Origin of the sequence: Mucilaginibacter angelicae (genome assembly GCF_042434235.1) — a bacterium.
In the GTDB taxonomy this organism is placed as follows: Bacteria; Bacteroidota; Bacteroidia; order Sphingobacteriales; family Sphingobacteriaceae; genus Mucilaginibacter; species Mucilaginibacter angelicae.
Genome location: NZ_JBHLTS010000079.1, coordinates 84,517 through 110,667 on the forward strand (window position 1 = coordinate 84,517; position 26,151 = coordinate 110,667).

Consider the following 26,151-nt stretch of genomic DNA (forward strand, 5'->3'; position numbering starts at 1 on the left):
GTGGTAGGTTTGGAAATTAAATCATGAGGTAGTTATAGGGTTTAGATGTTTAGTGTATTTATTAATTATTTTGTTGATAACCGTTCGTTAGGCAAATATCAACAGTAAAGGTTTAAAGCATAAATAACCGCCCCTCTACTTAACCACTACACTATAACCCCGCACGGCAGCATTATATGCTATAAATTTGCTCCTATAACAGGGAATCAGCTTAAATATTGCCTCATATACATTAGAAAGGGGCCTTTTTGCTGCATATTTTAGCATTGTAACATTTGTTTTACCAAAGGGGGCTTTTTAGAAAGACCTTTGCAAATAAAATTATTCATTAGGCTTCCATATATTTTTTGCGAGAAATGCATCCAACCAAATAAATGAATACAATTACAATAAAAATCGAACTTAATCGCAATAAAATTTTGCCGATTGCGTTTTTAAACCAATATTGTGCATGTAATATTATTTTGTACCGAATTAATTACCTAAAACCATAACATTATGAAAGCAGCAGAAACCTACAAATCCATTTATGTAACGTTTTACAGGTGGAATGTTAAAAACTTTGGTCACGGCGGATTGCCAAAAGCCAACGCCCTTTTTGGAGCAAGCTTTTTAATGATCATTTTGCTGGCCATTTTAGTAAGTGTTGTACAGCTATTTTTAAACTCAAGCTGGTTTGAGTTAAGCCCCATTTCGGGCTTAATGATATTGCTGGGAGCAACCGGGGCCTTTGTGCTAAACTATTTTGTGCTGCTGAACAGCCGCTATTTTAAAAAGGTTAACGCGGCATTTGCCCGCATCAGCAAACACAACCCCAACACATGGTCAATAATGCTGATGGTTTGTGTGATAGTTTCCTGTACCATGCTATTGGTTGTTTGCGAAGCCGGGGTGTTTTTAAGATAAGATTAAACAATGTGATTATAGACGACCCGCCCTTACCGGCGGGTTTTTTGTTTTATAATACAAGCTTTATCTCCTCATCAAAATTCTATATCTTTCGCTTCAATTAAACTTTTATCACAGTGTTGGTTAAAACCTTTGGAAGCGCCGTTTATGGGATACAAGCAATTACTATAACGGTTGAAGTAAATATTGCATCGGGCACAAAATACTTTATTGTTGGCCTGCCCGATGTAGCTGTAAAAGAAAGCTATTTCAGGATAGAGTCGGCACTGAAAAACTGTGGCTTCAGGATGCCGCGCCAGCAGGTAGTGGTTAATATGGCCCCGGCCGATATCAAAAAGGAAGGTTCATCATATGACCTTACCATTGCTACAGGTGTATTGGCAGCATCCGGCCAAATAGAACCCGAAACGCTTGATAAATTTATTATCATGGGCGAGCTTTCGCTTGATGGTAGTCTGCAGCCTATAAAAGGAGCTTTGCCCATAGCCATACAAGCCCGTAAAGATGGCTTTAAAGGTTTTATCCTTCCCAAACAAAACGCCCGCGAAGCAGCCATTGTAAATGATCTTGAAGTTTATGGCGTTGAAAGTATTAAAGACGTTGTCGGCTTTTTCAATGGCACCACCGAGCTTAAGCCCGAAATAGTAAATACCCGCGAAGAGTTTTATGACAGCCTCTGCAATTACGACAGCGATTTCAGTGAAGTAAAAGGCCAGGAAAACATCAAACGGGCGTTAGAAATAGCTGCGGCAGGCGGCCACAATGTGATATTGATCGGCCCGCCGGGAGCTGGTAAAACTATGCTGGCCCGCAGGCTGCCGTCAATTTTGCCTCCGTTGAGTTTATATGAATCGTTAGAAACTACCAAGATCCATTCGGTGGCTGGTAAGCTGGCTGCTGCGGATGCACTGGTAACTATTCGCCCGTTCAGGAGCCCGCACCATACCATCAGTGATGTAGCTTTGGTAGGAGGAGGGAGCAATCCCGCGCCGGGAGAGATCTCTTTGGCGCATAACGGCGTTTTGTTTTTAGATGAATTGCCCGAGTTTAAACGCAGCGCACTGGAAGTAATGCGCCAACCACTGGAAGAGCGCCGGGTAACCATATCCCGGGCAAAATTTACGGTTGATTACCCCAGCAGCTTTATGCTGGTGGCCAGTATGAACCCCTGCCCATGCGGTTATTACAACCATCCCGAAAAAGAATGTATCTGCCCGCCTGGCATGGTACAAAAATACCTGAGCAAAATTTCCGGCCCATTATTAGATAGGATAGACCTGCATGTGGAAGTAACACCGGTCAATTTCAGCGAATTATCGTCTGATCGCCCGGCCGAAAAAAGCGAGCTTATCCGCGAGCGGGTGATCCGGGCAAGGGAAATCCAGGTGGAGCGTTTCGGTGACCGGCAGGACCTGCATGCCAACGCCCAAATGAGTCCTCAAATGGTGCGCGACCTGTGCAAGATCAACACAGCCGGTCAAACCCTGCTTAAAAAAGCCATGGAAAAGCTTGGCCTCTCGGCAAGAGCTTATGACCGCATCCTCAAAGTATCCCGAACCATCGCCGATCTTTCCGGAAGCGAAGAAATTAAACTCGAGCATTTAGCAGAGGCTATACATTTCAGGAGTTTGGACAGAGAAGGCTGGGCGGGATAGGCAAGACCATTAAAGTTTTATCTGCAAAACCAAGTACACGCAAGCGTGCACCAGCGAAAGCGATAAAACTGTAAACGAAAACAGCAGTTAACTTTACAAAAGAACAATTGTTGGAGGCTGGTTACACGAAAGAAATATTGCGCAATATCTATTCAGGCCTTATGGAGGGCGGTAAGAAAACAATTCCGACCAGAGGGGAATTGAATCCTGGATCTGTTGTAAGAGTTAAACAAGTTTTAGAAATTTTACTAACTCATTTCTGATGAAAAAAATTAAAATCCAAATTAAGAACGGTAGCAATGACTTAATGTCTATAACCAAGGAGCCAGAGGCAATAGAAGGATTTATTAGCAAGGGCGATATGGTTGACGTTGAAACCAATGATGAAGAAGACAACATTTTAATTAACGTTGGTAAGAATAATGATGGAACAATCTTCATCCAAATATGGGATGCTCTTAATACACGCTATACGATAAATCATAAAGGCAAAAACATGTTTGAGGACTATCTTGAGTAGCGGAGAGATTGACCTTGATTGCTACCGCAAGCGCAATGTCCCCCCGTTGGTGCACGCCTGTGCTGTGTAACCCCGATCAAAGAGGACTACTGTTAAATTCAATCCGCATTGTTTTGAAGCGGCTGATATGTAAAAGTAATCCGGCAAGGTACACGCCACAGGCGTGCACCAGCGAAAGATGTATAAATTCACATTTTTAACAATATATGTCAACTGTTAATATATTATTTGCCGAAATGGCATGCAGTAACTGTAATAATTTGTATGAGCAACAAGTACAGTTTCGTTTCGGGGAGCTTTGGCAATATTCTTATAAAATGGGAGACAGAATTAAACGAGGCGATGAGTATTACGATATTGGGAAACCGGGCTTACCTAAAGTTAAGGCCCTGGGATGTTTGGTAAATAATATTTGTCCCTTTTGCGGTTTTGAGAGTCCGGAGGACTGTGACATAATAATTGAATTTGACATTATCAAAGACATACAACCGCTTGCCGATTTAAGTAAATATACCGAGGAAAACGATTATAGCTATTTTATTAACGATGACGCTGATTGAAGCTTCGCCCGTTGGCGCAAGTATGGCGGGTTGGCAATGTTGAGAAAACTTAGTAAACACAATCGGGAAAATTGGTTTAACACAACTGAACCTACAAAAAATGAAAAGATACATTTTTCTCTTGCTTGTAACATCATCGTTTTTGGCATGCAATCAAAAGCATAAAAATCGCAGGCACGCTGATAAATTCTATACCGAAAAGTCGGATTGGGATGTGGTTCGTATCCCACTCATTAAACCCTATGAAGCTCTTAATTTATCCTCAGACCAAGACTGGAGTGTGCAATTAGCAGACATGGCAGACACCTCCGCAGAACTTATTTCTGTTCCGGGCACCAAACACATTAATGTTATTGATTCTGTTATTTTAATCCACAGCAAAAAAACGATCCTTGATGGTGAATGGATCAACGAGGCCTGGTTTGTTTTTATTCCCAAACATCAAATCTTTCGGGGATTCAAAACCCATCGGGAATATCTCAATTATGCATCTTCAATTAAGATCAAAGACCCGAAACTGTATGATGCAAATGAAATTATGCAATATTTTGACAAGAAAGACACTGTGAATTGGCAGGAAATTAACCGATTATATTGAGAACAATTTTTTATATCACCCTATAATCCTTTTCTGTCTTGCAGATCTAATATGGGCAAAATCTTCCTGTTTGGTAAAATATTCAAGCCCCAATATTAATAATGTTGAAGTGACAAAATTTACTTTTTGAATTATTGGCAATAAATTCCAGTCACTTATACCCCATAAGTATACGCTGTAATAAAAAATTAAAAGACAAACTACACAGCAGACCTTAAATAAATGAAGCCTTGTTTTCAGGATAAAAACTGTGATCACAACTACACACGTCCAAAACAAAGAGGTTGATATAATTAACATTAAATCGTGCAAACGTGTTACTGTTAAAAACGTAAACAGAATATTAGCTACACCTAAATATTTTATAATAATGGCAGCACCTTTATCAGGTATTTTTTTTGCCATGTTAATGAAGAATATTGCATAACTAACCGGGAAGAGGATCATTCCTAAGTATGCCCAAATTACAGAAGGGTTTTCAGCGCCATTTAACGCCCTTGCTGCAAACAGGTTGCTTATAAAATTCCTTCTCCAGTCAAAGCCAACAGAAGTTTCATCGTACGTTGATCCACCCGGGTAAACTGAAATTGCTATCGCCATTAAAATCAAAGAAATTAATACGCCTGTTAAAACTGAATATTTCTTGATCATTTGTTTAATGTGCTGGTTTATAAACTCTCAATGAGATTAAAATGCTATCCTTTTGTTACAAACTGCTTTGCGCTTTAAAATAAACTTTTGAAACATCCCAATATCCAATTGGCAGAAAGGTAATAAGCAGTTGCCACTTAGCCCCCGCCAAACAGCTTGTGATATGAAAGGAATGAAGAGCATCATAAAACCGAAACGAAAAAACAGAATTTAATTTCAATTATTTGTATTTTTTAAAATAAAATTCTGTTTTGTTTATTTTTATAAATCTTAAATTCCTAATTTTAGCTTTATAAACAGGTAAAAAACACTCAGCCATAAAAGCAAAACCTATGAAAATCTTAAGCAAATCATTAACCCTCTCCCTGCTGCTATTTATCCAGGTAAGGGTTTATGCACAAAGCAACGCACAGGATAAAATCAGCCAGGTTGAGAACGGCCTGGTCGGCAATGTTCAGGTTGAGGGCGAAAAGCCATGGAACCTATTGGATCGGATGGTCTATTATAAGATCCCTGGTTTAAGTATCGCCGTTATTCAAAACTATAAAATTGCCTGGGCCAAAGGCTATGGTATAGCTAACGATAGTGCAAAAATCCCCGTTACCACCAAAACACTTTTCCAGGCGGCATCCATCAGCAAGTCGCTTAACTCCATTGGTGTGCTCAAACTGGTGCAGGATAAAAAACTCGATCTAAATACCGATATCAATGTTTACCTTAAAAGCTGGAAGTTTCCTTATGATAGCCTGTCAAAAGGCAAAAAAATCACCATAGCAAACCTGCTAAGCCACAGCGCAGGGTTAAATGTACATGGCTTTGGCGGGTATGAACGTGGCCTTCCTTTGCCGACCGTTGTACAGATACTCAATGGCGAAAAACCGGCCAATTCGCCCGCCATTAAATCAATGTTTGAACCGGGAAAGCGGTATGAATATTCGGGAGGGGGCACCACCATTACGCAAATGATAGTGATGGATATAACCCATATGCCCTATGCCGATTATATGAAAAAGGAAGTACTAAAGCCGCTCGGTATGAATGAGAGCACCTACGCACAGCCGCCTTACGATGTTGATCAGAACCTGCTTACCGTTGCCTATACTTCAGCCGGCAAACCGATAAAAGGAAATTATCATATTTACCCGGAACAAGCCGCGGCTGGTTTGTGGACAAACCCAACCGACCTGGCAAAATACATCATTGAAACCCAGCTGGCTTATGAAGGCAAATCGGCAAAGGTTTTGAACCGGGAAACCACAAAGCTCAGGCTAACTGTTCACGCCGGTAACGATGTCGGATTAGGAGCTTTTATAGATAAAATGGACAGCACTATATACTTTAGCCATAGCGGGGGTAATGAAGGTTTTCGTTGCCAGTATTATGGCAGTATAGAGGGCGGAAATGGCGTGGTTGTAATGGTTAACAGCGATAATGGCGGTGTTATACAAGAACTGATTAACAGCGTAGCTAAGGTTTATGGTTTTAAAGGGTTATTTCATACCAACTTAAAGAAAATAGTACCCGTGCCCGCAGATGTGTTAAAAAGCTATACCGGCAAATTTTTTATCGGGCCGCCGCGAACTTTAACAATAACCGAAATGGATGGTAAGCTTTATGCCGGGGCCAGCGGCGAGGCAAAACGGGAGCTTTACCCGCAATCGAACAATCGCTTTTTTCTGAAAGATTTACCTTACGAGCTGGAGTTTAACAAAGATGCCGTAGGCAAGATCCATTTGATATTTTATGGTGATGGGGGAAAGGTTGAATTAAAAAGGGCAGAGTAAGCCGGCAATTTAGTGTATGATAAAAAGCAACAAATTACACTCGTGTATTATCGCTGTTTGTTTACTTCAACCGGCTATAATACAGGGCTGCAAAGAAGAAGCCAGAAGACCTTTTTTTCAGGAAATGAAAAAATCATATCCCGACGTAAAAATCGCATATGGTTATTTTATAAAATCTTTTGGTCTTTCAGAATCAAGCAGCAATATCAGGGGAAAAACATATTGGAAGCTCAATGATGATAGCAAATCGTACTTTTTTTATCCGGCTATCTGCGAAGCACGAAGGATTCGGTAATGTTTGTTCCTTATGATTACAAGTGGTTTAAGCCCAAATTGAGCGAATACAAACTGTTTGATTTTAAAACGAAAGAAAACTCCTCATGGGAAATTAGATATGAAACAAATAAGAACAGTTTTAATGGCGATTCCATAGTATTTAAAAGAAAAGAAGAGGTTAGAGGGGATGAGTATTATCAATTTGAGTTTCACCCTTATGAATCATACCCTAACGATAGCCGTTATTATATCGACAGGATATTTAAAGTTAAGGTTAGCCGAAAATTTGGTATCGTTGATGTAGAACAAATTAACTCGATCAACAATAATGATTTTGTATATAAATTAATACTATATCCCAATCAACTACTTATTGATCACAAAGGAGATGCTTTGGATTTGTAATATAATCGTACCCTTTATTTGTTAAATATCTGCCCTCAAATGTTAAATCCATTTCTCTCATATATCTTTTAACCCGGCAAATGCGTTTTTATGGTTGTTCTTTAAACCTACACCAATGCGCCTCAAGTACTGCTGTTTATTATTGTTTGTAACCCTTGCCTTCTGTTTTGAAAGTAAAGCACAGGATAAGCAGGACTATTCCGTTCCGCTTCACGTTGCCGACTCATTATTCGCAACAAAAAAATATAAAAAAGCAGCATCGGTTTATTCGATGGTGCGCGCCCTTAATTATGGTGTGCTTGATACTGCACATCTTTATAAAGCGGCAGCCTGTTGGGCTGTCACAGGCAAACGCGACAGCGCATTTTTGTACCTGGAATTTATAGCGGGCCGTGGTTTTGAAAACGAAAGAATGCTGTCGACAGATCCCCTTTTTGTAAGATTACGCCGTGACAGCCAGTGGGAAACCATCATATCGGCTGTTCATCAAAACCGGGTTAAGCTTATTCCATCGGTAGCCATGGAGCTTTCACAGATGCTGAAAAACTATAAGGCCGGGTTTGAACAATATCAGGACATCGTTAATCAGCATGGCAAAAATTCAAGCGAGGCAAAATCGTTTAAAGAGCTCCTCCTTCAAGCCGACTCTATAAACTTTATAAAAGTATCTTCAATAGTTAACACCTATGGCTGGAAAAGCAAGGAGTATTTTGGCCCCGATGGGCCGGAAGCCCTGATCGCCACGCTGCTTCATGCCAGTATCGCCAATCAGAAAAAATATTTTTCGATAATAAGAATTGCCGCGCTTAACGGATCTCTACCAGCTGAAGGCTTTGCGATTATGGCCGATAATATTGCTCTATATGAAAACAATACACAGATCTATGGCACTCATTTAAGGCTTAATAACGGACAATATGAAGCATATTCCATTGCCGATGAAGCCGGGGTTGATACCCGGCGGGAGCAAATTGGATTATGCAGCCTGGCAGTTTACCTGCAAAACTTTAAGCCATACAGCCAACTGTATTATTATATTAAATAGCGCTTTAACTTAAAAGAAGCATGGCCCCCGGCTGCTGCCTATCGGGAACTTGTTAACCCTGCCGTACTGGTGATCACAATGCGTATGATCGCGATACATTTTTTGATGTTGTGGCGGGCAGTTTACCAAAATTGGTTGGGTAGTTTCAGTCTTATCTGGCTGACAAACTATCGTAGCTTGTTTTTTCATAACGAATCCCCCTGTTTAGATTTTACTGATAATTGGTATAATAAATTTAACTATAAAAACACTTATTTACAATAGCTTTTGTTAGAAAAATAATATTAACCGTAGGCAGCCCCTTCCTGCATTAAATAAAACAGCCGGAGCATTATAATACCCCGGCTGCTTAATAAGTTTAGCGCAATTATATTTTATTTACCCTTCCAAAATTGCAGGTAATGCAGATTGTACCCGCCATTGTTTGCCAGTACTTTTATTTTGTTGCTGCCCGCTTTTAAAACAATGTTTTTAACGGCAATAACCTGCCATTTTTTTAGTCCGCCGGTGTTGGGTACTGCCACTTCTTTTGCCTGGGTTGTATTATTAACCAACACAGAAAGTTTGGCATCGTCGGTAGCGGAAGCAACTTTGAGACTTATAGAGTACACACCCGGTGTTTTAACCTGTATGGTGTACTGTGTCCACTCGCCGCTTTCAATATGATCAACATAATAGCTGTTGTATTGGGTCGAATCCTTGCTGATATCAACACCGTCATTACGGTAAACATGCCCTTTGTTGCCAACGCCTGGTTTACCTGATGTATGATAGTCGGCAGTATCAGTATCAAAATAAGCGTAACCATTACGGCCCAGGTCATAATCAACAGCATTGATTACCGTGCCGTTGCCTATTTTGTTGGCTTTAAATGGCTTGGTAACGGTTGTATGAGGCTGCCTGAAAATAGCGTCGATCACATCATGATGGATGATCGTGTTTTCCAGTTTGGCATAGGTAGCCAGCTCCAAAGTACCGCTGTATACATTGCTTTCTTTAGGTTTATGCCTGCCGGTGTTCAAGTATTTGGCTACATCATCATAGTTCAGGTTTGACACAATTTCCATGGGGTTATTGATACCCAGTTTTTTCAATGGCCATAACGACCAGCCAATGTTATTTTTCTCCAACAAGCCGATAGCCTCCGTTATCCAGGTATTTGAGTTTTCTCCGGTTTCGCCCAGCCATACTGGTATGTTATACTGATCGCGTGTTTTTACTATGTGGTCAACCGATTTTTGATCGTTAAAATTCCAGTATTTATGAAAGCTCAGCACCATGTTTTTATCCCATTGGGGCAAAATCCCATTATAGTTATTACCCCAGCCATTACCTTCAATAATAATGATATGTTTTTTATCTACCTCCCGGATGGCGGCAGTAATATCAACCATCAGTTTTCTTAAAGGGCCGTTTGTTTTTTCCTTAAGCCCGTTTTTATCATTTTGAGGATCATCGAAACCCCAGTTTGGCTCGTTGATGATATCATAAGCACCTATGTTTGGCTCATCTTTATAACGTTCGGCCAATTTGCGCCAAAGGGCAATGGTTTTTTGCTTATTGGCCTCGCTATCCCAAAGTGATGGCTTATCCGGGTCCCGATCGGAGATATTAAGGTCGTTGCCTTGTCCGCCGGGTGTGGCATGCAGGTCAAGGATCAGGTACATATGGTTCGCTTTGCACCAGGCCAGCAAATCATCGGTCATTTTAAAGCCTTTATCCAGCCAGGTATTTTGACCGGCTACAGGCTCTTTATCAACCGGCAGCGTATAAAGGTTATAATGCATCGGCAGGCGAATGGAGTTAAATCCCCAGCGCTTCATCGAGTCTACATCAATTTTGCGGGTATTATTGGCCAGCCAGGTATCGTAAAACTCTTTGGTTTCGGCCGGGCCCATCAGTTCTTCCAACCGCTCGCGGATGCGGTACTGCCGGCTGTCTTTATTAATGTGCAGCATATAGCCTTCCTGCAGCATCCATCCGCCTAAACCCATACCGCGCAGCAGTACGTTCTGCCCTTTTTCATCAACTATTTTTTTGCCGTCGGCTTTTAAAAAGCCTGTTTGTGCATTGCTATGCAGCGAGACAAACAAGGCAGGGGCCGCGGCCAGCAGGATCTTAATTCCCGAACTTAACCTGATATTTTTTATTATCGTTGTTAACATGTTGTTGTGCGTTTAAATTTTTCTGAACCGATTTATACTACCAGATATATGTTCCAACCGAACCTTTATCAAGCTTAACAGCCAATATTTTTCCCTGGTACTGAATATTGAAATCCTGCGCACTATCGCCGGTGTTAGCTACAATCAGCACCTTTTTACCATCGGGCGTTTTAAAGGCCACATTAGGCAAGGTGTCCGAATTGTTTGATGCAATCCGCACCGAACCCGGGCGCACAAATTTTGAGGCATGCGCTACCGAATAGTAGGCAATGTTTTTCTTCACCTCATTTTTATCAATAGTAACAGCACCCTGGCATGACGAGCAGCCGCCCCTGTCGGTATATGGTTTATATTCCGGGTCGGCAGCAAGGTTCCACTCCAGGACGTTGCGGCTCCAGTTGCGGGTAGCCCCAATGATGAGCCTTTTTACCGGCCAGGCAATGTTGATGGTGCTTTGATTTTCGGGCTCAACAGTCATCTGCTCCGTAAAATAGATGTTTTTATCCGGGTGTGCATTGTGCACATCGGTAAGGGCCGAAATATCGCCGCCGTACAGGTGAAAGCCTGAGCCATCCACATATTTACGGGCCAATGGGTCGTTTAATATCGAAATAGGGTAGTCGGGCCTGTCGGCATTGTGATCGTAAACAATGATTTTTGTTTTGATGCCTGCCGCCTTAAACGCGGGGCCAAGGCTATTTTTGATAAAGTCGGCTTCGTCGGGCGCAACCATCAACAAGCTGGGGTTATTGCCCGGGTGTAATGGCTCGTTCTGAATGGTGATGGCATCGATGTTGATCCCGTTGGCTTTCATTGCCTGGATATATTTAACCAGGTATTTGGCATACACCGGGTAGCAATCTGGTTTTAAACGACCACCACGGGTATCGTTATTGGTTTTCATCCATGCCGGAGGCGACCATGGCGAGCCCAGGATCTTGATTGCCGGGTTTATAGCCAATATCTGTTTCATTACCGGGACCACATCTGTTTTATCAGGGCCAAGGTCAAAATGCTTCAGTGTTGGGTCGGTTTGGCCTTCGGGCATATCATCATATGAGAATACTTTTTCATTCAGATCGGATGCGCCGATGCTCAACCTTAAATAGCTGATGCCAATATCGTTGCCGGTAACAGCAAAAAGATTTTTAAGTAAGGCTGCCCGGCTATCGGCGCTCATACGAATGATATGCATGGCGCTGCCCCCGGTTAATGCAAATCCAAACCCATCTATCGGTTGGTAGTGCTGCTTATCATCAACACTAATAGTGGTGCCACCTGCCTCCCCGGTTTTAAAAGTAAGCGGCTCTTTTTGCTGCTCAAAAAGTACCGACCTATCGGCCTTGGTAAGCCACAGGCTTGCCTTTGTTGTTTGTGCGTTTATCGTGGCAACCCGGCCAAGTAGCATGGCGCCCAATAAAATCGATTTGATTTGCGTGTTCATGAAATAGCGTTTACAGGTGTATTTGTTGGTATAACAGGAATTAATAAGGCTGTTTGAAATTGGATAGGTAAAAATATTACTGTTTTCAATAAAACGCCGTAATTAATCGGTTACAAAGCCAATAATTAGGTTTTGTAGTAGTTAAGAAGTGGTTTTTATGCAGATAATTTAAGCCGGATTGATGTAAAAGCCCGTTTAAACACGCTAAATTTAATTAGCAATTTAAAACATTTGGTTTTATGAAAAGATGTTTATAAATTCACATACAACTATCTCATGAGTACTTCACAAAAAAAAATTGTCATATTCGATGATGATGAGGACATCCTATCTATTTGCAGCTATATTTTAGAAGAACAGGGGTGGGAAGTACATACCTTTAGCGACTGCAACAATATAGTTGAAAAGGTTTCGGGCATTTTACCTGATGTTATCATGATGGATAACTGGATCCCTGATTCGGGCGGGATTGTAGCCACACAAACACTCAAAAAAACAGAGGGCCTTAAAAATATTCCGGTAATTTATTTTTCGGCTAACAGTGATATCCAGATCCTGGCCAACCATGCCGGTGCCCAATCATATTTAGCCAAACCCTTTGATCTGGAAGATTTGGAAAGGGTGATCAACAGGGTGATTGCGGCGTAGGTTGGAGAAAGCCGGTATAGCGATTTTATTATGTGTTTGTATTTCTTCGATCTTACTAAATAATATCAATTGTCATTTCGACGAACCAGAGGGGGCAACGTGCGTGCGGGTGAAGAGAAACTATCTCTTGAGCGATAGCGAAAAATCTTATATGCCCGTCCTAAACCTTGCATAGCCGCTAATAAGACGTATAAGATTTCTCTTTCGCGCCATCGCTAAATCCTGCCCTTGCTCTATCGAATGACATTTTTTATTTTTAATCCCTTTTATTTATTCTCCTCAAACGATGCCAGCAAATTTACATTCGGGTCAATCTTTACATCTGCCGGTTTGGCTTTTATCTTAAAACGTGCAGTTGTAGATTTTTCTTTTACCGGTATTGTGAGCATCTGGCCATCAACAGCAATCTCCAGCGATAAATTGTAAATATATTCCTGGCTTTGGGTCACATTGATGGTAATGTTACTGTCTTTTTCATCGTATTTCCAGTTAACAATCAGGTTAGGATGCCCTGCCGTGCGCAGCCATTGGGTAAAAAACAGCTTCAGGTCTTTTCCGCAGGCTTGTTCCATCACCCGTCTCAAATCATCTGTATTGGCATTGCCGCCCTGGTATTTGGAATAGTAGTTTCTTACGCCTTTCCAAAAGATCTCGTCCCCCAGTTTGCGCCTTAACATATGCAATACCCAGCCACCTTTTTCGTAGCTATTGGCGTTAAGCAGCTGCATATATTTTGTTTTAGCAGCGGTATCAACAACGGGTGTTAATCGCTCCTTTTCAAAACCCAGCACTTTTTTACGCTGAGCAATAAGACGTGTTTTCAGTGTGCCGGCCCCATATTTATTTTCGAGATACAGGTTGGTCATGTAAGTAGCAAAACCTTCGCTTAACCACAGGTGACTAAAACTTTTTTCACTGGCGCCATCGCCAAACCATTGGTGGGCAATCTCGTGCGCCATCAATTCTTCTATTTCAGGGCTTTTAACCGATTCTTCAAAATAAAATATGGCGCTGGCATTTTCCATACCGCCAAAAATGGTTTTCGACTGCACATTGGCTAATTTTTCATAGCTGTAAGGGCCAACATTTTTGATAAAGTAGGGGAGGATGTCTTTCGCCACCGCATAGCTTTTAAACCCAACCTCTTTACTTTCCGGAAATACATAGGTAAAAACAGGGATGCCATTAACATCCCCCGGGCGATCAACGGCAAATTCGGCTACGCCAATAACCATTACTTTGGTTGGCAGCGCAACGGTTTCAACCCAATGGGTAAGCTTAAGCTTTCCGTCCAGTTGTTGTTCTTCAGTTTGCAGGCCATTTGATACAACCTGGTAATGATCTGGCGCGGTTACAATAAAATCAACTGTGGCTTTATCTGCAATATTATCAACGCAGGGCAGCCAGTTATGGGCCCGGTTTGGCCAGTTATCACCAAAAAAGGTCCGGTGACCATATGCATTAGTTGAGATGATCAGGCCATCGGCAGGGATGCCGCTATAGCTTATAGTATAATCGCGGGTATTGCCTTTATAAGCACGGGTATTTATCGTTAATTGTTCATCATTTTGGGTAAACTTTACCGGTTTTCCATTTTCAGTTACTGCCGATACCTGCATTCCCTTGCCTTCTGCATTCTTTTTTACCAGGTCGAGGTTAAAACCCTCTGCACCATTCAAAAACTTTACCGTAACCGTGGCCTTTCCTTCTATGTTATTATCGGCATCGTTAAGCCTTATATCAAACGTATAGTGTTTAACATCAATTGTTGCCCCCGGAACCTGGGCAAATGTTGGTATAGTAAATAGGGTTGATAACGATAAAAGAACTAAAAATATCCTGCGCATAAGCTTCCTGCAATTTGTAATGTACAACAACAAAGCTAATAAAACAAGCTTTTATAAGTATCATTCCCATAAGCACAAATCATATTTTTTAACATTGCTAAATTGTTACACGGAATCCTGCAGCAAACAAGAATAAAAGGTCATATAAAGCAAAATAAGATGCCTCTTGCTTAAATTAAGAGACATCTTATTTTATAACGAACCATAAAAAGCATTCTACTCAAAAGCAACAATTTTCAATGTCCTAATTTATTCTTCTACGTTAGTAAAACTTACAGGAAAAATATTTTCAACGCTAACTGCTTTCCTATTTAAAATTCCAGGAAGCCACTCACCTCTCAGGCGCTTGACCGCGGCTAAAGCTTCTTCGTCGCAACCAAAGCCAAGCGATCTTTTTATTCTGTAATTATTTATAACACCATCCTCGCCTACAGTGACCGCAATTAATACAACACCATTTACATTATGGCTGCGAGCCTCATCTGGCATACTTAAAGAAAGCGCTATGGTTGTTGCTATAACACCTCCGCCCTCTAAAAATATTGGTGGTCGTTCCAATTTGGTTTTAATCGTATCCGAGCCATTTATAACATCATATTCCTTTTCTGGCTTATTTTGACTTGTGTATTGGAAATCGAGCAATTGCTTTGCCGTATAATCATATTTAATTTCTACGATTCCTCTCATATCTTTCGCTTCCCACAGGCCTGTTTTTAAGCCATGTTCATAATTTCCAAAGGCCGCTGTTTTACCATCTACCGAAAAGAGAATCCATTGACCTTCTCTCAAATTGTTTTTATAAAAACCGGTACAAATTCGCTTTGTTGGATATATTTTTGAATAAGCAGTGTACTGGCCTTCTTTAATAATAGTACCATTATTGTTTAATACCTGGTATTTTTCAATGATGCGTAAAGTATCGTTAACACTTTTTATATCCTCTGTTTGTGCTGAAAGTTTAACAGAAACCAATAGAGAGATAAGGCATAAGTATAATTTCATAAGATAAATATATTGTTTTACCGATAAATTTTCTGTGTCGTCAACTAACATAACTCAAAAAAAATCCCCCTGGAATCAGGAGGATTGCAACTAATCTTGAAGCAGATCGTCTTTCGAGATCTTTATTTTTATACGCTACACATCAGAAGCTTTTATTACATCTTCGGCATCCGGCGCATCATGTTGGCCATGGCGGCAGGGTTGCTCATTTGCTTCATTACCTTCTTCATGTCATCAAATTGCTTCATGAGGCGGTTAACTTCCTGCAAATCGGTACCCGAACCTTTTGCTATACGGTTACGACGGCTTTGGTTGATAGTTTCAGGGTTTTCTTTTTCAAACGGGGTCATGGACTGGATGATTGCTTCGATAGCTTTGAAAGCATTATCATCAACCTCTACATCCTTCATCATTTTGCCTACACCCGGTATCATACCCATCAAATCTTTCATGTTACCCATTTTCTTGATCTGCTGAATCTGGCCGTAAAAATCGTTAAAGTCGAACTTGTTTTTGCGGATCTTCTTTTGTAATTCGGCAGCTTCCTTCTCATCAAACTGCTGCTGGGCGCGCTCAACCAGGGATACTACGTCGCCCATGCCCAGGATCCTTGATGCCATACGATCAGGGTGGAAAACGTCAAGTGCTTCCATCTTTTCGCCGGTACCAATAAATTTGATCGGCTTGTTAACAACCGATTTGATAGAAAGGGCCGCACCGCCGCGGGTATCACCATCCAGCTTGGTTAATACCACACCAGTAAAGTCAAGGCGATCGTTAAACACTTTGGCCGTGTTCACAGCATCCTGGCCGGTCATGGAGTCAACCACAAACAATATCTCGTGTGGTTTTACAGCGTCTTTTACCTGCTCAATCTCCACCATCATGGCCTCGTCAATAGCTAAACGGCCGGCGGTATCGATAATTACCACGTTATTTCCGTTTTGCTTAGCCTGGGCTATCCCTTCACGGGCAATAGCAACCGGGTCTTTTGAATTGCGGTTGGCATAAACCGGGATGCCTATCTGCTGGCCCAGTACCTCCAGCTGATCGATAGCCGCGGGGCGGTAAATATCATCAGCAACCAGTAATGGTTTTTTATTGCGTTGTGTTTTTAAGTAATTAGCAAGCTTACCGGTAAAAGTTGTTTTACCCGCACCGTTCAAACCAGCAATAAGGATGATGGTAGGTGTAGCCGGAAAGGTCAGATCGGCTGTGGTACCGCCCATTAGTTCGGTAAGCTCATCGTTCATGAGCTTGGTAAGCAACTGCCCTGGCGAAATAGACGTTAATACATTATTACCAAGCGCCTTTTGCCTTACATCATCAGTAAATGCTTTGGCAGTTTTATAGTTAACGTCGGCATCAAGGAGGGCCTTGCGGATCTCCTTCATGGTTTCGGCCACGTTTATTTCAGTAATTGTTCCCTGACCCTTCAGGACCTTGAACGCCCTGTCGAGTTTATCCGAAAGATTTTCAAACATTATGATAAAAAACTTTAATCTTTTTTATAAGGATACAAAGGTATGATTTTGAACTATATTAACTCAATTACTTAGTGATTAACTTACATCTCATTCGCAACCCGGTAAAACAAGACAGGCCTCATTTTTATAAGGCCTGTCAATGTTTTAATATTTTAAAAGTATCCGTTACGGGAATCTGTACAGCATTCCCAACCCGATGCCCTCCGTGGCCTGGGCTGCTTCTGCGGTATGTTTATCGTACAATAAAGTACCGTTAACCGTTGCGCTGATCAGCCTGTTAACCTTGGCTGCCAATACCATATCCACACGGTGCGTGATGAACTTTGGTGACTGAGCATAAGGGATAAACAGCGCATAACGGGTATTGAGGTGGATGTTTTTGGCGATGTCCTTATCAAACAGCGCTACAACCTGGAAAGCCAGATCATTTTTTACGGTATGGCCTATTGGCACACCATAATTGTCTTGTTGTTTTCTATGGATGATAGTATCTAAAACAAATGTTTGACGGGCTGTACCTGTACCTAAACGTAAATCAAAATAACCGGTTGGCTTATACTCAAAACCGATTGATTCGGTTAAATAACCCGGCGACATGAAGTTTGAAATATACTGCTGATCAAACTTTCCGTTGCCCAGGTCAACATAGTTAAAGCCTTTATCAAACTGCGACTCAAAGGTTAGCGCACCGAAAAAGTACCAGTGTTTTGAAATCTGCGAGGCTAATTTATTATCAAAGTAGATCCGGTCATTGGTTTTACGTTTACCCTGGCCTTTGTTTTTTGACACACCATAGGTAAGGTTAAGCTCGGATACATAGCTGAACGGGGCTTTATTATATTCGGTGTGGTAGATAAAGTTTGAGCCTAACGCCACCGCGCTTACACCACCTGCCGCATAATTATTGCTGAAAGCCGACTGGCTAAAGTTTAAGCCAAAGGTGATCACTTTTTTCCAGTAGTTTACTTTATAATCAAGCATGGTAACAGGTACCATTTCGCGTTGGATCTGTATGGGGCGAACCCGGGTGGGGATGGCGTTTTTGCGGGAATTTATACGGTATTTATTAAGTACGGCAGTGTCTATTTTAACACTATCTTTTTTCAGGGTATCGGTTTGTGCTTTTACTGATAAAACACACGTGACTGATAATATGAGTAATAGTAATCCCGGTTTTGTTTTTAACATAGTAAACAAATTAAAGCAAAAATCTCCTTTTTTACCTACAATAAACAAAAATGTTGCCCCCGGGTTTAATCAGGTTAACAACTTTCGGTCAAAAATATTGGAATTTTTGGATATTAAAATGAACCTTGTATTAAGGTTTATCTACGTTAGTCACGGCCAAGGTCTTTCTTGTTCTCTTCGGGCGTAACAAGCGGGGTAAGGGAATACGGTCGTTTTTTATACTTTAAAAAGCGGCTGAGGTTGGTTTTAATAGAGGCAATAAACTCATAATCGCTGGCCGTTTTTACCAGGTAATAGCCGGGACGGTACCGCAACATGAAATCGGTAAGCTGCTGATCTTTTAAGTTAGTTATGGCTCCAACATAGGTACGGTTAAAGCGATAGTCGATAACGTTTTGCTGGTAATCTTTTTCAATGGTTTCGCGCAGATGGGCGGCATTGCGGCCGCTGCGGCTAAATAAATTATAAAGTGCATCGATGCTTAAACCTGCACCGCCGGGGCCAAAGCTCAGCAAATCCTGGTTATTGAGCGGGCCGAAAACTTTAGTATAATCATTTTTAGTTGCCGCCAACCTTTTTTGCGGGTTAAGCAGGGTGTCGCGCACAATAACTTCTTTAAGCTGTATGGCCGATCGTTTCATATAAACAGCCATTGATTCGCCGCTTTGCACTTTCAACGTATCCGGATGATGATCAAATTTTGTAAAAACAAGCACATCGCCAGGCTGTGCTTCTATCTTAAATTCACCTTTAAAGGTATTGTAAATGGATTTGCCTGTAGTGATATTCAGTACGTTTACTTTGGCTATGCGGTCCTTACTGTCTTTATCAAACACAACCCCGTCAACAGTTTTTTGCTGGGAAAAAACCTTCACTGCAGGCAGCGTAAAACATATCAGGAGCATCCACAATTTCATTGCGGGGTCAAAAATACGTGTTACACAGCGGGTAGTCATACAATTTAACAACAATTAACTTTTCGAGGACAGAACCAAGATATCAGGAATCAAGATACAAGACAAAATCGGAAATGGATTGCTTTTATTCCTTCTTGTCTCCTGACCCTTGCTGTCTTGCCTCTTTACTTCGCGACAACAAGCTTCTGGCCAATTTTCAGGTTGTTATCGTTCATACTGTTCAATGCTTTCAGGTCGTCAACAGTTATTCCAAAACGTTTAGATATGTTGTATAGTGTATCGCCCTGTTTAACGGTATAGATCTTATCATCGGGCGGGGTTTTGGAAAGGGTATCTTGTGCGGGTTTATTGATGCTGTTATTGATCTGGGACAATACGCGGTCTTCCCGTTTAATTTTAGCGATCTCGCCTTCAGGGCGATCATATTGTGCAAGGTTGTATTTTTCGATGATATTGATCAATAACTGCGGATAATTTGGATTGGTTGCATATCCTGCTTTTTTTAAACCATATGCCCAGCCCTGGTAGTCGTTTTTATCCAGCTCAAAAAGTTTGGCGTAATTTTTACGTTTCAAAAAGTTGGAGTGGTCACGGAACGAATCCTCGGGGTTATCATAAACGCGAAAGCAGTCATTCACGTTATCATCATCTTTATAATAGCTTTTGCCGGTCCAGTCGCTGGTGCATTTTATGCCGAAGTGATTGTTGGCATATTTAGCCAGATCACTGCTGCCCGCGCCCGATTCAAACAAACCCTGACCAAGGGTAATGCTGGCCGGGATACCATACTGGTTCATTTCCTGTATAGCAATCGCCTTAAAGCGCTCGATATATTCTAACGATGTATAGGATTTGTAGTTAGCAACGGCATCCTTATTTGCTTTTTGGATGTTACTGTTGTTGCGCCTGGCATCGCGATTTGATACGGTCGATGTTTTTTTACGGGCAGAGCATGAACTGAAGCAGGCTATAGCAATAAACAGGTATATAATTTTTCGCATTATGCTTAAATCTTATTGAGTGGCGTATAAATAGGGGCCAAATTAAGATTTATAAACGTAATTATTATTGTTTAGTTGTTGCGTCGGCCAGCTGGGTTTGGGTTGCAGGGTTCTCATCAAGGTCGTTCAGGTTATATCTGTTGATGATACCCAAAACTTGTGAGGCCCATTTGCGGCTGCCTGCATAACCGGCACGTTGAATACCTTTTGCCCAGCCTTTGTAATCATAATGGGTAAGCGCGTCGGCCAGGTGGCTGAACTGTTTGCGCTCGGTCATGATGCGGGCAAAATCCTGGAATGAGTCAAAAACTGAATCGTAACGCTTATATGAAGTGCGAACTTTTTTGTTGTGTTTGGTATAAACTACAGTGTTGTAACCTTTTACTCCAAACTGGTTATTAAGGTTTTGTGCTATTGTGCTGTTACCGCATCCCGATTCGTGCATAGCCACACCTAAAACGATGCTTGCCGGGATCCCGGTTTCGTGCATGATGCGAATGGCATCTTCTTTGAACTTATCAATGTACGATAATGAGGTATTTTTCTGTGCTGAAGCAGCTAATGTTGAGATCAACAGTGTTGTAATCAGTAAGATTTTCTTCATAATTTATTTTTTTCTGATAACCAGCAGCCCATCGCGTACCGGCAGGATTAGTTTTTCTACCCTGTCGTCAACAGCTATCTGGTCATTTAGTTTGCGAATTCCTTGTGTATCGGCATCTTTTTCTGAACCATACACCTTTCCTTTCCACAAAACATTGTCAATTATTATTAATCCTCCGGATCTGACTTTGTCAAAAACTAATTGAAAGTAAGTATAATTATTCTTTTTATCGGCATCAATAAACACTAAATCGAAAATATCTTCCTGCAAATCAGCAATAATAGCCTCTGCCTGTCCAAAATGCAGCTTTATTTTATTTTCAACATCTGTTAGTTTAATGTGTGAATTGATGATCTCCTCCATTTCGCGGCTAACTTCAATGGTATGGAGAATGCCGTCTTCGGCCAAACCTTCGGCCAGGCAAATAGCCGAGTAGCCTGTGTAGGTACCTATCTCCAGGATGCGCTTCGGCTGCACCATTTTGCTCAAAAAACTGAGCAAACGGCCCTGGTAATGCCCCGATAACATGTTAGGTTTTAACACCTTCATATGCGTTTCGCGGTTGAGCTTTTTAAGCACCTCCGGCTCCGGATCGCAATGGTCATCTAAGTAAGCCAATAAGGCATTAGGGAGAATATCCATGGGGCAAAGATAGGAAATTTATTTTTAGTGAGGTTAAAATGCTACTTATCTCTTGATTAACAGATCATTAAACATCAAAACAACATCACTTAAAGTTTATGAAAAAAGCGTCATTGCGAGGCACGAAGCAATCCTAAACTATACAGAGCGGCTCTGCTTGCCGGGGATTGCTTCGTGCCTTTACAGCAATGACGCCTCTTTTTTCATTATTCCATGGTCGGCTTATCTTTTATCTGCTTCAAAATACCCTCCGGCAAATAAGGCCTTCCGCCAGCTGAGATACAAGTGCCTGTAAATACACCGGTAGTCATTACTTTACCTTTACAAGTAATGGTTTGTTTAAAATGCAAACGGGGCAAACCTTTGGCATCGGCAAAAAGATCGCAGCTAACGGTGAATTCATCGCCACTTTTTAATGAGCGTACAAATTTTATCGAATATTCTGACAGTACCATGTTAACTCCATTGTGCGCCTGTTCTTCAAAATCAAAGCCAAGCACCTCGCGGATAAAATCATGGCGGCACCATTCCATATAAAAAGGATAGTACAGTCCGTCCATGATATTTTGAACATCAATATGTTCCTCTTTTACAGTATAAGTTTTAGTAAAGCTCATTGCAGCTTGTTTTTAAAGGTTGATCAAAGGGAATTGTAACGGACAAAAACTTCAAAAATTACAGCGTATTATAAAATATACGGTAAGCATTTGGAGTTAAAACAATTAAAACCTGGTCCCCATCCAGCTTTGCAGTAATATCACCGCCGATATCGTATCCACCAACTCCTTATTCTGCCGGTTTTTTTTGTTCATGCCGCTTTGTGCGATAGTTGCCGATGCCATTTTTGAGGTAAAGCGCTCATCAACCATTTCGATAGGGATTTCCGGAAATGTTTTCTTTAACAGGTTTACAAAACCTTTTACATGAATGGCTGATTGTGAAGGGGTATTGTCCATCTGCTTGGGTTCACCTACAATAAAACGTTCCACCTGCTCAGCCTGGAGATATTTTTTTAAAAACTCTATAATATTATTAGGGTGGATGTTATCGAGCCCGGTAGCGATGATCTGCAGGGGGTCGGTAACCGCGATGCCTATACGCTTGGTGCCATAATCAAATGCCATTACTCTCATTTTGTAAAGATAGGAGATGTGAGATAGGAGATGTGAGATTTTTGGATTTAGGCTCATCTCTTCTTCGTAATGAGCAAAACCTGCTAAATGAATACCTTTTCCTTATTGTCAAAAAATATTCCCGTCTCCTATCTCACATCTAAAATCTCATATCTAATTGCTATTTTGCACCAAATGCAGTTTAAAGAAATAGTAGGACAGGAAGCAACCAAGCAGCGATTGCTTAACACGGTGACCGAGAACCGGGTAAGCCATGCGCAATTATTTTTAGGCCCCGAAGGTTCGGGCAGCCTGGCGCTTGCTGTTGCCTATGCCCAGTACCTGTCATGTGAGGATAAGCAGCCAGGCGATTCGTGTGGGGTATGTTCTTCCTGCCGCAAATATCAAAAACTGATGCATCCCGATCTGCATTTCTCGTATCCATTCTTCGCTAAACATAAAGACGATACAGCGCTCACTTTTATTGAGCAATGGCGCGGGGCTTTAACCACCAACCCATATTTAAGTCTTGACATCTGGCGCGGATATTTGGATGCCGAAAATAAGCAGGCCAATATCAATATTGCCGAATGCCACCAGATCATCAAAAAGTTAAGCTTTAAGCCTTTTGAATCGGAGTACAAGATCCTGATCCTTTGGCTGCCAGAATATCTGGATAAAGAGGGTAACGCCCTGCTTAAAATTATTGAGGAGCCGCAGCCTAACACGCTGTTTTTATTGGTAGCCCAAAACCAGGATCAGATCCTGAACACCATATTATCACGTACGCAGCTGGTTAAAATACCGTCGCTTGAGTATGATGAAATTAAAGAACATTTACTAAACGCCCATCACCAAACCGAAGAAGCCGCTGCCGAAATAGCCTACCTGAGCAACGGTAACATGACCGAAGCACTGGCCATGTTACAGCAGGACAACAAAAGCTACCATGAGCTATTTGTACAATGGCTGCGCTATTGTTTCGGCAATAAGGGCATTGAGGTGATGGCTTTTGTTGAACAATTTGCCAAAATGGGGCGCGAAAACCAAAAGAACTTTTTGCGTTACGGCACCAGCTTTGTTCGCGAATGTTGCTTGCTGCTTGCCGGAGCGGGCAGCCTGGTGCATTTACCGGCAAAAGAGCTGGATACTGCGCAAAAAATGAGCAATGTGTTGAGCATTGCCAAATCGCAAATGATCATTGATGAGCTGGAAAAAGCACATTATCATGTGGAGCGAAACGCTAACCCTAAAATCTTATTTTTAGATGTATCTTTACAAATTATTAAAATACTAATTAATAAAAATGTCCCTGCGGGGAATCAATATATGCCAAGTTAATTATGGGATGTGGAAGTTGCTCAACAGGTGGCGGATGTTCGCCTGCGGGCTGCAAAAGTAACGGCAGTTGCCTTACTAATGGTTGCAGCAAATTAGATGTTTACGATTGGCTGTCGCATATGGACATGCCGACTAACTATAAGCCTTTCCAGGTTATTGAAGTTAAGTTTAAAGGCTCGCGCAAGGAGTTTTATTTAAACAACGATAATATTTACCTCGAAGCCGGCGATCTGGTTGCTGTTGAAGCAACTACAGGCGGTTATGATATAGGCCATGTTTCGCTTACAGGCGAACTCGTGCGCATGCAAATGGTTAAACGCCACGTAAAGGAAGCCGATGTGGTAAAAAAGATCTACCGTAAAGCTACAGTAGCCGATGTCGATAAATGGAAAGCCGCCAAGGATATGGAATGGGAAACCATGCACAAATCGCGCAAGCTGGCACTTGACCTTAACCTGAGCATGAAGCTCAGTGATGTGGATTACCAGGGCGACAAAACCAAGGCAACATTTTATTATACGGCCGAAGGCCGCGTTGATTTCAGGGAACTGATCAAGAAAATGGCCGAAACCTTCCGTATTCGTATTGAAATGAGGCAGATTGGTATGAGGCAGGAAGCAAGCCGCTTAGGCGGGATAGGCTCATGCGGCCGCGAATTATGCTGCTCAACCTGGCTTACCGATTTTAAAACAGTATCTACTTCTGCAGCACGCTATCAAAACCTTTCGTTAAATACGCTAAAACTTGCCGGCCAGTGCGGTAAATTAAAATGCTGCCTTAACTACGAGCTGGATACTTACATGGATGCATTAAAATACATCCCTGATAATGTAAACGTGCTCAAAACTCAAAAAGGTGATGCACGCCTCCAAAAAACCGACATCTTTAAAAAACTGATGTGGTTTAGTTACCCGGGCGAAGAATCATGGGTGCCGCTGCCGATAAAAAAGGTTAAAGAGATCCAGCAGCAAAATAAGGATGGCGTAATCCCCGAAGATTTGGGCGAAATTGTTGAGGTGGAAACAGCACCGGCAAAAGTGCTTGATTACGAAAACGTAGTTGGCCAGGACAGCCTTACCCGTCTTGACGAGCGTCGTAACAACAATAAAAAGAAGAACAAAAACCGTAATAAAAACCAGAAACCCGGAGGCCAGGCGCAGGCCGAAGGCAAACCTGCCAATCAGCAGCCTCAGCAGGGATCAGGCAATCCACAGGAAAAGCCGGCCCAGCAACCACGTCCTGAAGGAAACCGTCAGCCGCAAAATAACAGGCCCCAGGGAAACAGGCCTCCGCAGCAAAACAAAGCCCAGGGAGAGGGCAGGCCGCAGGGTGAAGCCAAACCGCAAAGAGAAGGCAGGCCACAGGGCGAACCAAGGCCGCAAGGAGAGGGGAAACCACAGGGAGAAGGCAGCAGTGGGAATAATAACAACAGGCGCCGCAGGCCAAATCGCCCCAATAACCCAAACAAGAACAATAATAACAACAATCAACAGGCAAAACCTGAATGAAACGGGCTTTAAATATCTTTTACCCGGCAGCATTGTTACTCATAACAATGCTTGCCGGTTCCTGTACCGACCCTAATAGCATCATCGATACCAACACCGAAATTGCCGATCATAACTGGTCATACGTTAACCGCGTAAACTTTGATGTTAAAGTTGCTGATGAAAAGGTTGCCTATAACCAATACCTCAATTTACGGGTAACCGGCAATTATAAATACTCCAATATTTTCGTGCTTGTTAACCAGATCTCGCCCGATAAAAAAACTCATACTACGCGCTTTGAAGTAAAACTGGCCAATCCCGATGGCGAATGGCTGGGTAAAGGTTCAGGTAATTTATACAGCTACCAGGTGCTTTTGCGCAAGGATTACCACTTCCCCGCAAAAGGCGTTTACCGGTTTCAGATAGAGCAAAACATGCGCGATAACCCCCTGCATGAAATCAGTGATGTAGGTTTAAGGGTAGAAAAAGCTCAGTAATTAAAGCTCAGAAGCTGTTTAAAAATAAAGATTGTCATTGCTTCGCACCTCGCAATGACGTTTCTTTTTTATTATTTTTAGATAGTTTATAAGAACCCTATGAAAAAGATCATAATCCTTACTTTTATCACCACCGGCATTTTCTTCACTTCCTGTCACAGCTCCGATAAAAACAACACCCGGCAAAACGATAGCAGTGCAGCCAAAGGCAGCGGCGGCCCTGCCGATTCAACCAAAACAGCAACACCCGGCAACAGTGCTGCTACACCCAATTCATCGGATACTACTACACTTGGTGCTGATACCGATTCGGCTGTGCACCCGGTGCATTAATTTATTAGCATTTGTTGTTTTTAATACTTT

26 protein-coding genes are annotated in these 26,151 nt (G+C 41.9%); 13 read left to right on the forward strand and 13 right to left on the reverse strand.

Going from position 1 to position 26,151, the window contains the following annotated elements:
- Window positions 1–498 precede the first annotated feature (498 nt).
- The 5 genes from ACFFGT_RS30030 to ACFFGT_RS30050 all read left to right on the forward strand — a co-directional run bounded on the left by ACFFGT_RS30030 (window position 499) and on the right by ACFFGT_RS30050 (window position 4,242).
- Window positions 499–906, forward strand: coding sequence for a hypothetical protein (locus ACFFGT_RS30030; protein ID WP_377026212.1), 408 nt, complete (start codon window positions 499–501; stop codon window positions 904–906).
- A gap of 119 nt (window positions 907–1,025) precedes the next feature.
- Window positions 1,026–2,564, forward strand: a complete 1,539-nt coding sequence (locus ACFFGT_RS30035) for a YifB family Mg chelatase-like AAA ATPase (protein WP_377026213.1) — start codon at window positions 1,026–1,028, stop codon at window positions 2,562–2,564.
- Window positions 2,565–2,826: 262 nt separating this feature from the next.
- Complete coding sequence (locus ACFFGT_RS30040) at window positions 2,827–3,084, forward strand: hypothetical protein (protein WP_377026214.1); 258 nt, start codon at window positions 2,827–2,829, stop codon at window positions 3,082–3,084.
- 206 nt (window positions 3,085–3,290) lie between these two features.
- Window positions 3,291–3,644, forward strand: a complete 354-nt coding sequence (locus tag ACFFGT_RS30045) for a hypothetical protein (RefSeq protein ID WP_377026215.1) — start codon at window positions 3,291–3,293, stop codon at window positions 3,642–3,644.
- Window positions 3,645–3,744: 100 nt separating this feature from the next.
- Complete coding sequence (locus ACFFGT_RS30050) at window positions 3,745–4,242, forward strand: hypothetical protein (RefSeq protein WP_377026216.1); 498 nt, start codon at window positions 3,745–3,747, stop codon at window positions 4,240–4,242.
- Window positions 4,243–4,257: 15 nt separating this feature from the next.
- Here ACFFGT_RS30050 and ACFFGT_RS30055 read toward each other — a convergent pair whose 3' ends face one another.
- Complete coding sequence (locus tag ACFFGT_RS30055; RefSeq protein ID WP_377026217.1) at window positions 4,258–4,893, reverse strand: hypothetical protein; 636 nt, start codon at window positions 4,891–4,893, stop codon at window positions 4,258–4,260.
- Window positions 4,894–5,225: 332 nt separating this feature from the next.
- Between ACFFGT_RS30055 and ACFFGT_RS30060 the strand changes: the two genes are divergently transcribed.
- The 3 genes from ACFFGT_RS30060 to ACFFGT_RS30070 all read left to right on the forward strand — a co-directional run bounded on the left by ACFFGT_RS30060 (window position 5,226) and on the right by ACFFGT_RS30070 (window position 8,403).
- The gene (locus tag ACFFGT_RS30060) at window positions 5,226–6,677 is read left to right on the forward strand and encodes a serine hydrolase domain-containing protein (protein ID WP_377026218.1); all 1,452 of its coding nucleotides are present in this window, start codon (window positions 5,226–5,228) and stop codon (window positions 6,675–6,677) included.
- Window positions 6,678–7,010: 333 nt separating this feature from the next.
- Window positions 7,011–7,358, forward strand: coding sequence for a hypothetical protein (locus ACFFGT_RS30065; protein WP_377026219.1), 348 nt, complete (start codon window positions 7,011–7,013; stop codon window positions 7,356–7,358).
- Between the two features lie 115 nt (window positions 7,359–7,473).
- On the forward strand, window positions 7,474–8,403 hold the full coding sequence (locus ACFFGT_RS30070; protein WP_377026220.1) for a DUF6624 domain-containing protein: 930 nt from the start codon (window positions 7,474–7,476) through the stop codon (window positions 8,401–8,403).
- A gap of 374 nt (window positions 8,404–8,777) precedes the next feature.
- Here the strand turns inward: ACFFGT_RS30070 and ACFFGT_RS30075 are convergent, their stop codons facing one another.
- On the reverse strand, window positions 8,778–10,568 hold the full coding sequence (locus ACFFGT_RS30075) for a cellulase family glycosylhydrolase (RefSeq protein WP_377026221.1): 1,791 nt from the start codon (window positions 10,566–10,568) through the stop codon (window positions 8,778–8,780).
- Window positions 10,569–10,605: 37 nt separating this feature from the next.
- On the reverse strand, window positions 10,606–12,012 hold the full coding sequence (locus ACFFGT_RS30080; RefSeq protein WP_377026222.1) for a glycoside hydrolase family 30 protein: 1,407 nt from the start codon (window positions 12,010–12,012) through the stop codon (window positions 10,606–10,608).
- A gap of 276 nt (window positions 12,013–12,288) precedes the next feature.
- On the opposite strand from ACFFGT_RS30080, the gene ACFFGT_RS30085 reads away from it, so the two are divergent.
- On the forward strand, window positions 12,289–12,660 hold the full coding sequence (locus ACFFGT_RS30085) for a response regulator (protein ID WP_377026223.1): 372 nt from the start codon (window positions 12,289–12,291) through the stop codon (window positions 12,658–12,660).
- A 266-nt stretch (window positions 12,661–12,926) separates the two neighbouring features.
- Here ACFFGT_RS30085 and ACFFGT_RS30090 read toward each other — a convergent pair whose 3' ends face one another.
- The 10 genes from ACFFGT_RS30090 to ruvX form a co-directional block, all read right to left on the reverse strand.
- Entirely contained in the window at window positions 12,927–14,507 is a 1,581-nt protein-coding gene (locus ACFFGT_RS30090; RefSeq protein ID WP_377026224.1) for a M1 family metallopeptidase, read from the reverse strand.
- A 249-nt stretch (window positions 14,508–14,756) separates the two neighbouring features.
- The gene (locus ACFFGT_RS30095; protein WP_377026225.1) at window positions 14,757–15,509 is read right to left on the reverse strand and encodes an energy transducer TonB; all 753 of its coding nucleotides are present in this window, start codon (window positions 15,507–15,509) and stop codon (window positions 14,757–14,759) included.
- A 155-nt stretch (window positions 15,510–15,664) separates the two neighbouring features.
- A complete protein-coding gene (gene ffh / locus ACFFGT_RS30100; protein WP_377026226.1) occupies window positions 15,665–16,993 on the reverse strand; it encodes a signal recognition particle protein in 1,329 nt (442 codons plus the stop codon).
- A 168-nt stretch (window positions 16,994–17,161) separates the two neighbouring features.
- The gene (locus tag ACFFGT_RS30105) at window positions 17,162–18,184 is read right to left on the reverse strand and encodes a DUF3078 domain-containing protein (RefSeq protein ID WP_377026227.1); all 1,023 of its coding nucleotides are present in this window, start codon (window positions 18,182–18,184) and stop codon (window positions 17,162–17,164) included.
- Between the two features lie 146 nt (window positions 18,185–18,330).
- On the reverse strand, window positions 18,331–19,140 hold the full coding sequence (locus ACFFGT_RS30110) for a peptidase associated/transthyretin-like domain-containing protein (protein ID WP_377026228.1): 810 nt from the start codon (window positions 19,138–19,140) through the stop codon (window positions 18,331–18,333).
- A gap of 125 nt (window positions 19,141–19,265) precedes the next feature.
- A complete protein-coding gene (locus ACFFGT_RS30115; protein WP_377026229.1) occupies window positions 19,266–20,102 on the reverse strand; it encodes a glucosaminidase domain-containing protein in 837 nt (278 codons plus the stop codon).
- Window positions 20,103–20,166: 64 nt separating this feature from the next.
- The gene (locus ACFFGT_RS30120; RefSeq protein WP_377026230.1) at window positions 20,167–20,706 is read right to left on the reverse strand and encodes a glycoside hydrolase family 73 protein; all 540 of its coding nucleotides are present in this window, start codon (window positions 20,704–20,706) and stop codon (window positions 20,167–20,169) included.
- A gap of 3 nt (window positions 20,707–20,709) precedes the next feature.
- Window positions 20,710–21,348: an O-methyltransferase gene (locus tag ACFFGT_RS30125; protein WP_377026231.1), complete on the reverse strand. Its 639-nt coding sequence runs from the start codon at window positions 21,346–21,348 to the stop codon at window positions 20,710–20,712.
- A gap of 206 nt (window positions 21,349–21,554) precedes the next feature.
- Complete coding sequence (locus tag ACFFGT_RS30130; protein ID WP_377026232.1) at window positions 21,555–21,965, reverse strand: acyl-CoA thioesterase; 411 nt, start codon at window positions 21,963–21,965, stop codon at window positions 21,555–21,557.
- A 105-nt stretch (window positions 21,966–22,070) separates the two neighbouring features.
- Entirely contained in the window at window positions 22,071–22,481 is a 411-nt protein-coding gene (gene ruvX / locus ACFFGT_RS30135) for a Holliday junction resolvase RuvX (RefSeq protein WP_377026233.1), read from the reverse strand.
- 174 nt (window positions 22,482–22,655) lie between these two features.
- Here ruvX and ACFFGT_RS30140 point away from each other — a divergent pair, with 174 nt between their 5' ends.
- The 4 genes from ACFFGT_RS30140 to ACFFGT_RS30155 all read left to right on the forward strand — a co-directional run bounded on the left by ACFFGT_RS30140 (window position 22,656) and on the right by ACFFGT_RS30155 (window position 26,121).
- Complete coding sequence (locus ACFFGT_RS30140; protein ID WP_377026234.1) at window positions 22,656–23,801, forward strand: DNA polymerase III subunit; 1,146 nt, start codon at window positions 22,656–22,658, stop codon at window positions 23,799–23,801.
- Window positions 23,802–23,803: 2 nt separating this feature from the next.
- Window positions 23,804–25,309 (forward strand): regulatory iron-sulfur-containing complex subunit RicT, encoded by a 1,506-nt coding sequence (gene ricT / locus ACFFGT_RS30145; RefSeq protein ID WP_377026235.1) that lies wholly within the window; start codon window positions 23,804–23,806, stop codon window positions 25,307–25,309.
- Entirely contained in the window at window positions 25,306–25,788 is a 483-nt protein-coding gene (locus ACFFGT_RS30150) for a gliding motility lipoprotein GldH (RefSeq protein WP_377026236.1), read from the forward strand. Before ricT ends, ACFFGT_RS30150 begins: the two co-directional genes overlap by 4 nt.
- A gap of 99 nt (window positions 25,789–25,887) precedes the next feature.
- Window positions 25,888–26,121 (forward strand): hypothetical protein, encoded by a 234-nt coding sequence (locus ACFFGT_RS30155; protein ID WP_377026237.1) that lies wholly within the window; start codon window positions 25,888–25,890, stop codon window positions 26,119–26,121.
- Window positions 26,122–26,151 lie beyond the last annotated feature (30 nt).

Bases quoted from the DNA above. Each gene is read 5' to 3' on its own strand.
- ACFFGT_RS30140 (WP_377026234.1), top strand. From the start codon at position 22,656: ATGCAGTTTAAAGAAATAGTAGGACAGGAAGCAACCAAGCAGCGATTG.
- ACFFGT_RS30155 (WP_377026237.1), top strand. From the start codon at position 25,888: ATGAAAAAGATCATAATCCTTACTTTTATCACCACCGGCATTTTCTTC.
- ACFFGT_RS30040 (WP_377026214.1), top strand. From the start codon at position 2,827: ATGAAAAAAATTAAAATCCAAATTAAGAACGGTAGCAATGACTTAATG.
- ACFFGT_RS30030 (WP_377026212.1), top strand. From the start codon at position 499: ATGAAAGCAGCAGAAACCTACAAATCCATTTATGTAACGTTTTACAGG.
- ACFFGT_RS30110 (WP_377026228.1), bottom strand. From the start codon at position 19,140: ATGACTACCCGCTGTGTAACACGTATTTTTGACCCCGCAATGAAATTG.
- ACFFGT_RS30120 (WP_377026230.1), bottom strand. From the start codon at position 20,706: ATGAAGAAAATCTTACTGATTACAACACTGTTGATCTCAACATTAGCT.
- ACFFGT_RS30085 (WP_377026223.1), top strand. From the start codon at position 12,289: ATGAGTACTTCACAAAAAAAAATTGTCATATTCGATGATGATGAGGAC.
- ACFFGT_RS30105 (WP_377026227.1), bottom strand. From the start codon at position 18,184: ATGTTAAAAACAAAACCGGGATTACTATTACTCATATTATCAGTCACG.
- ruvX (WP_377026233.1), bottom strand. From the start codon at position 22,481: ATGAGAGTAATGGCATTTGATTATGGCACCAAGCGTATAGGCATCGCG.
- ffh (WP_377026226.1), bottom strand. From the start codon at position 16,993: ATGTTTGAAAATCTTTCGGATAAACTCGACAGGGCGTTCAAGGTCCTG.
- ACFFGT_RS30130 (WP_377026232.1), bottom strand. From the start codon at position 21,965: ATGAGCTTTACTAAAACTTATACTGTAAAAGAGGAACATATTGATGTT.
- ACFFGT_RS30125 (WP_377026231.1), bottom strand. From the start codon at position 21,348: ATGGATATTCTCCCTAATGCCTTATTGGCTTACTTAGATGACCATTGC.
- ACFFGT_RS30095 (WP_377026225.1), bottom strand. From the start codon at position 15,509: ATGAAATTATACTTATGCCTTATCTCTCTATTGGTTTCTGTTAAACTT.
- ACFFGT_RS30115 (WP_377026229.1), bottom strand. From the start codon at position 20,102: ATGCGAAAAATTATATACCTGTTTATTGCTATAGCCTGCTTCAGTTCA.
- ricT (WP_377026235.1), top strand. From the start codon at position 23,804: ATGGGATGTGGAAGTTGCTCAACAGGTGGCGGATGTTCGCCTGCGGGC.
- ACFFGT_RS30090 (WP_377026224.1), bottom strand. From the start codon at position 14,507: ATGCGCAGGATATTTTTAGTTCTTTTATCGTTATCAACCCTATTTACT.
- ACFFGT_RS30070 (WP_377026220.1), top strand. From the start codon at position 7,474: ATGCGCCTCAAGTACTGCTGTTTATTATTGTTTGTAACCCTTGCCTTC.
- ACFFGT_RS30050 (WP_377026216.1), top strand. From the start codon at position 3,745: ATGAAAAGATACATTTTTCTCTTGCTTGTAACATCATCGTTTTTGGCA.
- ACFFGT_RS30150 (WP_377026236.1), top strand. From the start codon at position 25,306: ATGAAACGGGCTTTAAATATCTTTTACCCGGCAGCATTGTTACTCATA.
- ACFFGT_RS30055 (WP_377026217.1), bottom strand. From the start codon at position 4,893: ATGATCAAGAAATATTCAGTTTTAACAGGCGTATTAATTTCTTTGATT.
- ACFFGT_RS30060 (WP_377026218.1), top strand. From the start codon at position 5,226: ATGAAAATCTTAAGCAAATCATTAACCCTCTCCCTGCTGCTATTTATC.
- ACFFGT_RS30075 (WP_377026221.1), bottom strand. From the start codon at position 10,568: ATGTTAACAACGATAATAAAAAATATCAGGTTAAGTTCGGGAATTAAG.
- ACFFGT_RS30045 (WP_377026215.1), top strand. From the start codon at position 3,291: ATGTCAACTGTTAATATATTATTTGCCGAAATGGCATGCAGTAACTGT.
- ACFFGT_RS30080 (WP_377026222.1), bottom strand. From the start codon at position 12,012: ATGAACACGCAAATCAAATCGATTTTATTGGGCGCCATGCTACTTGGC.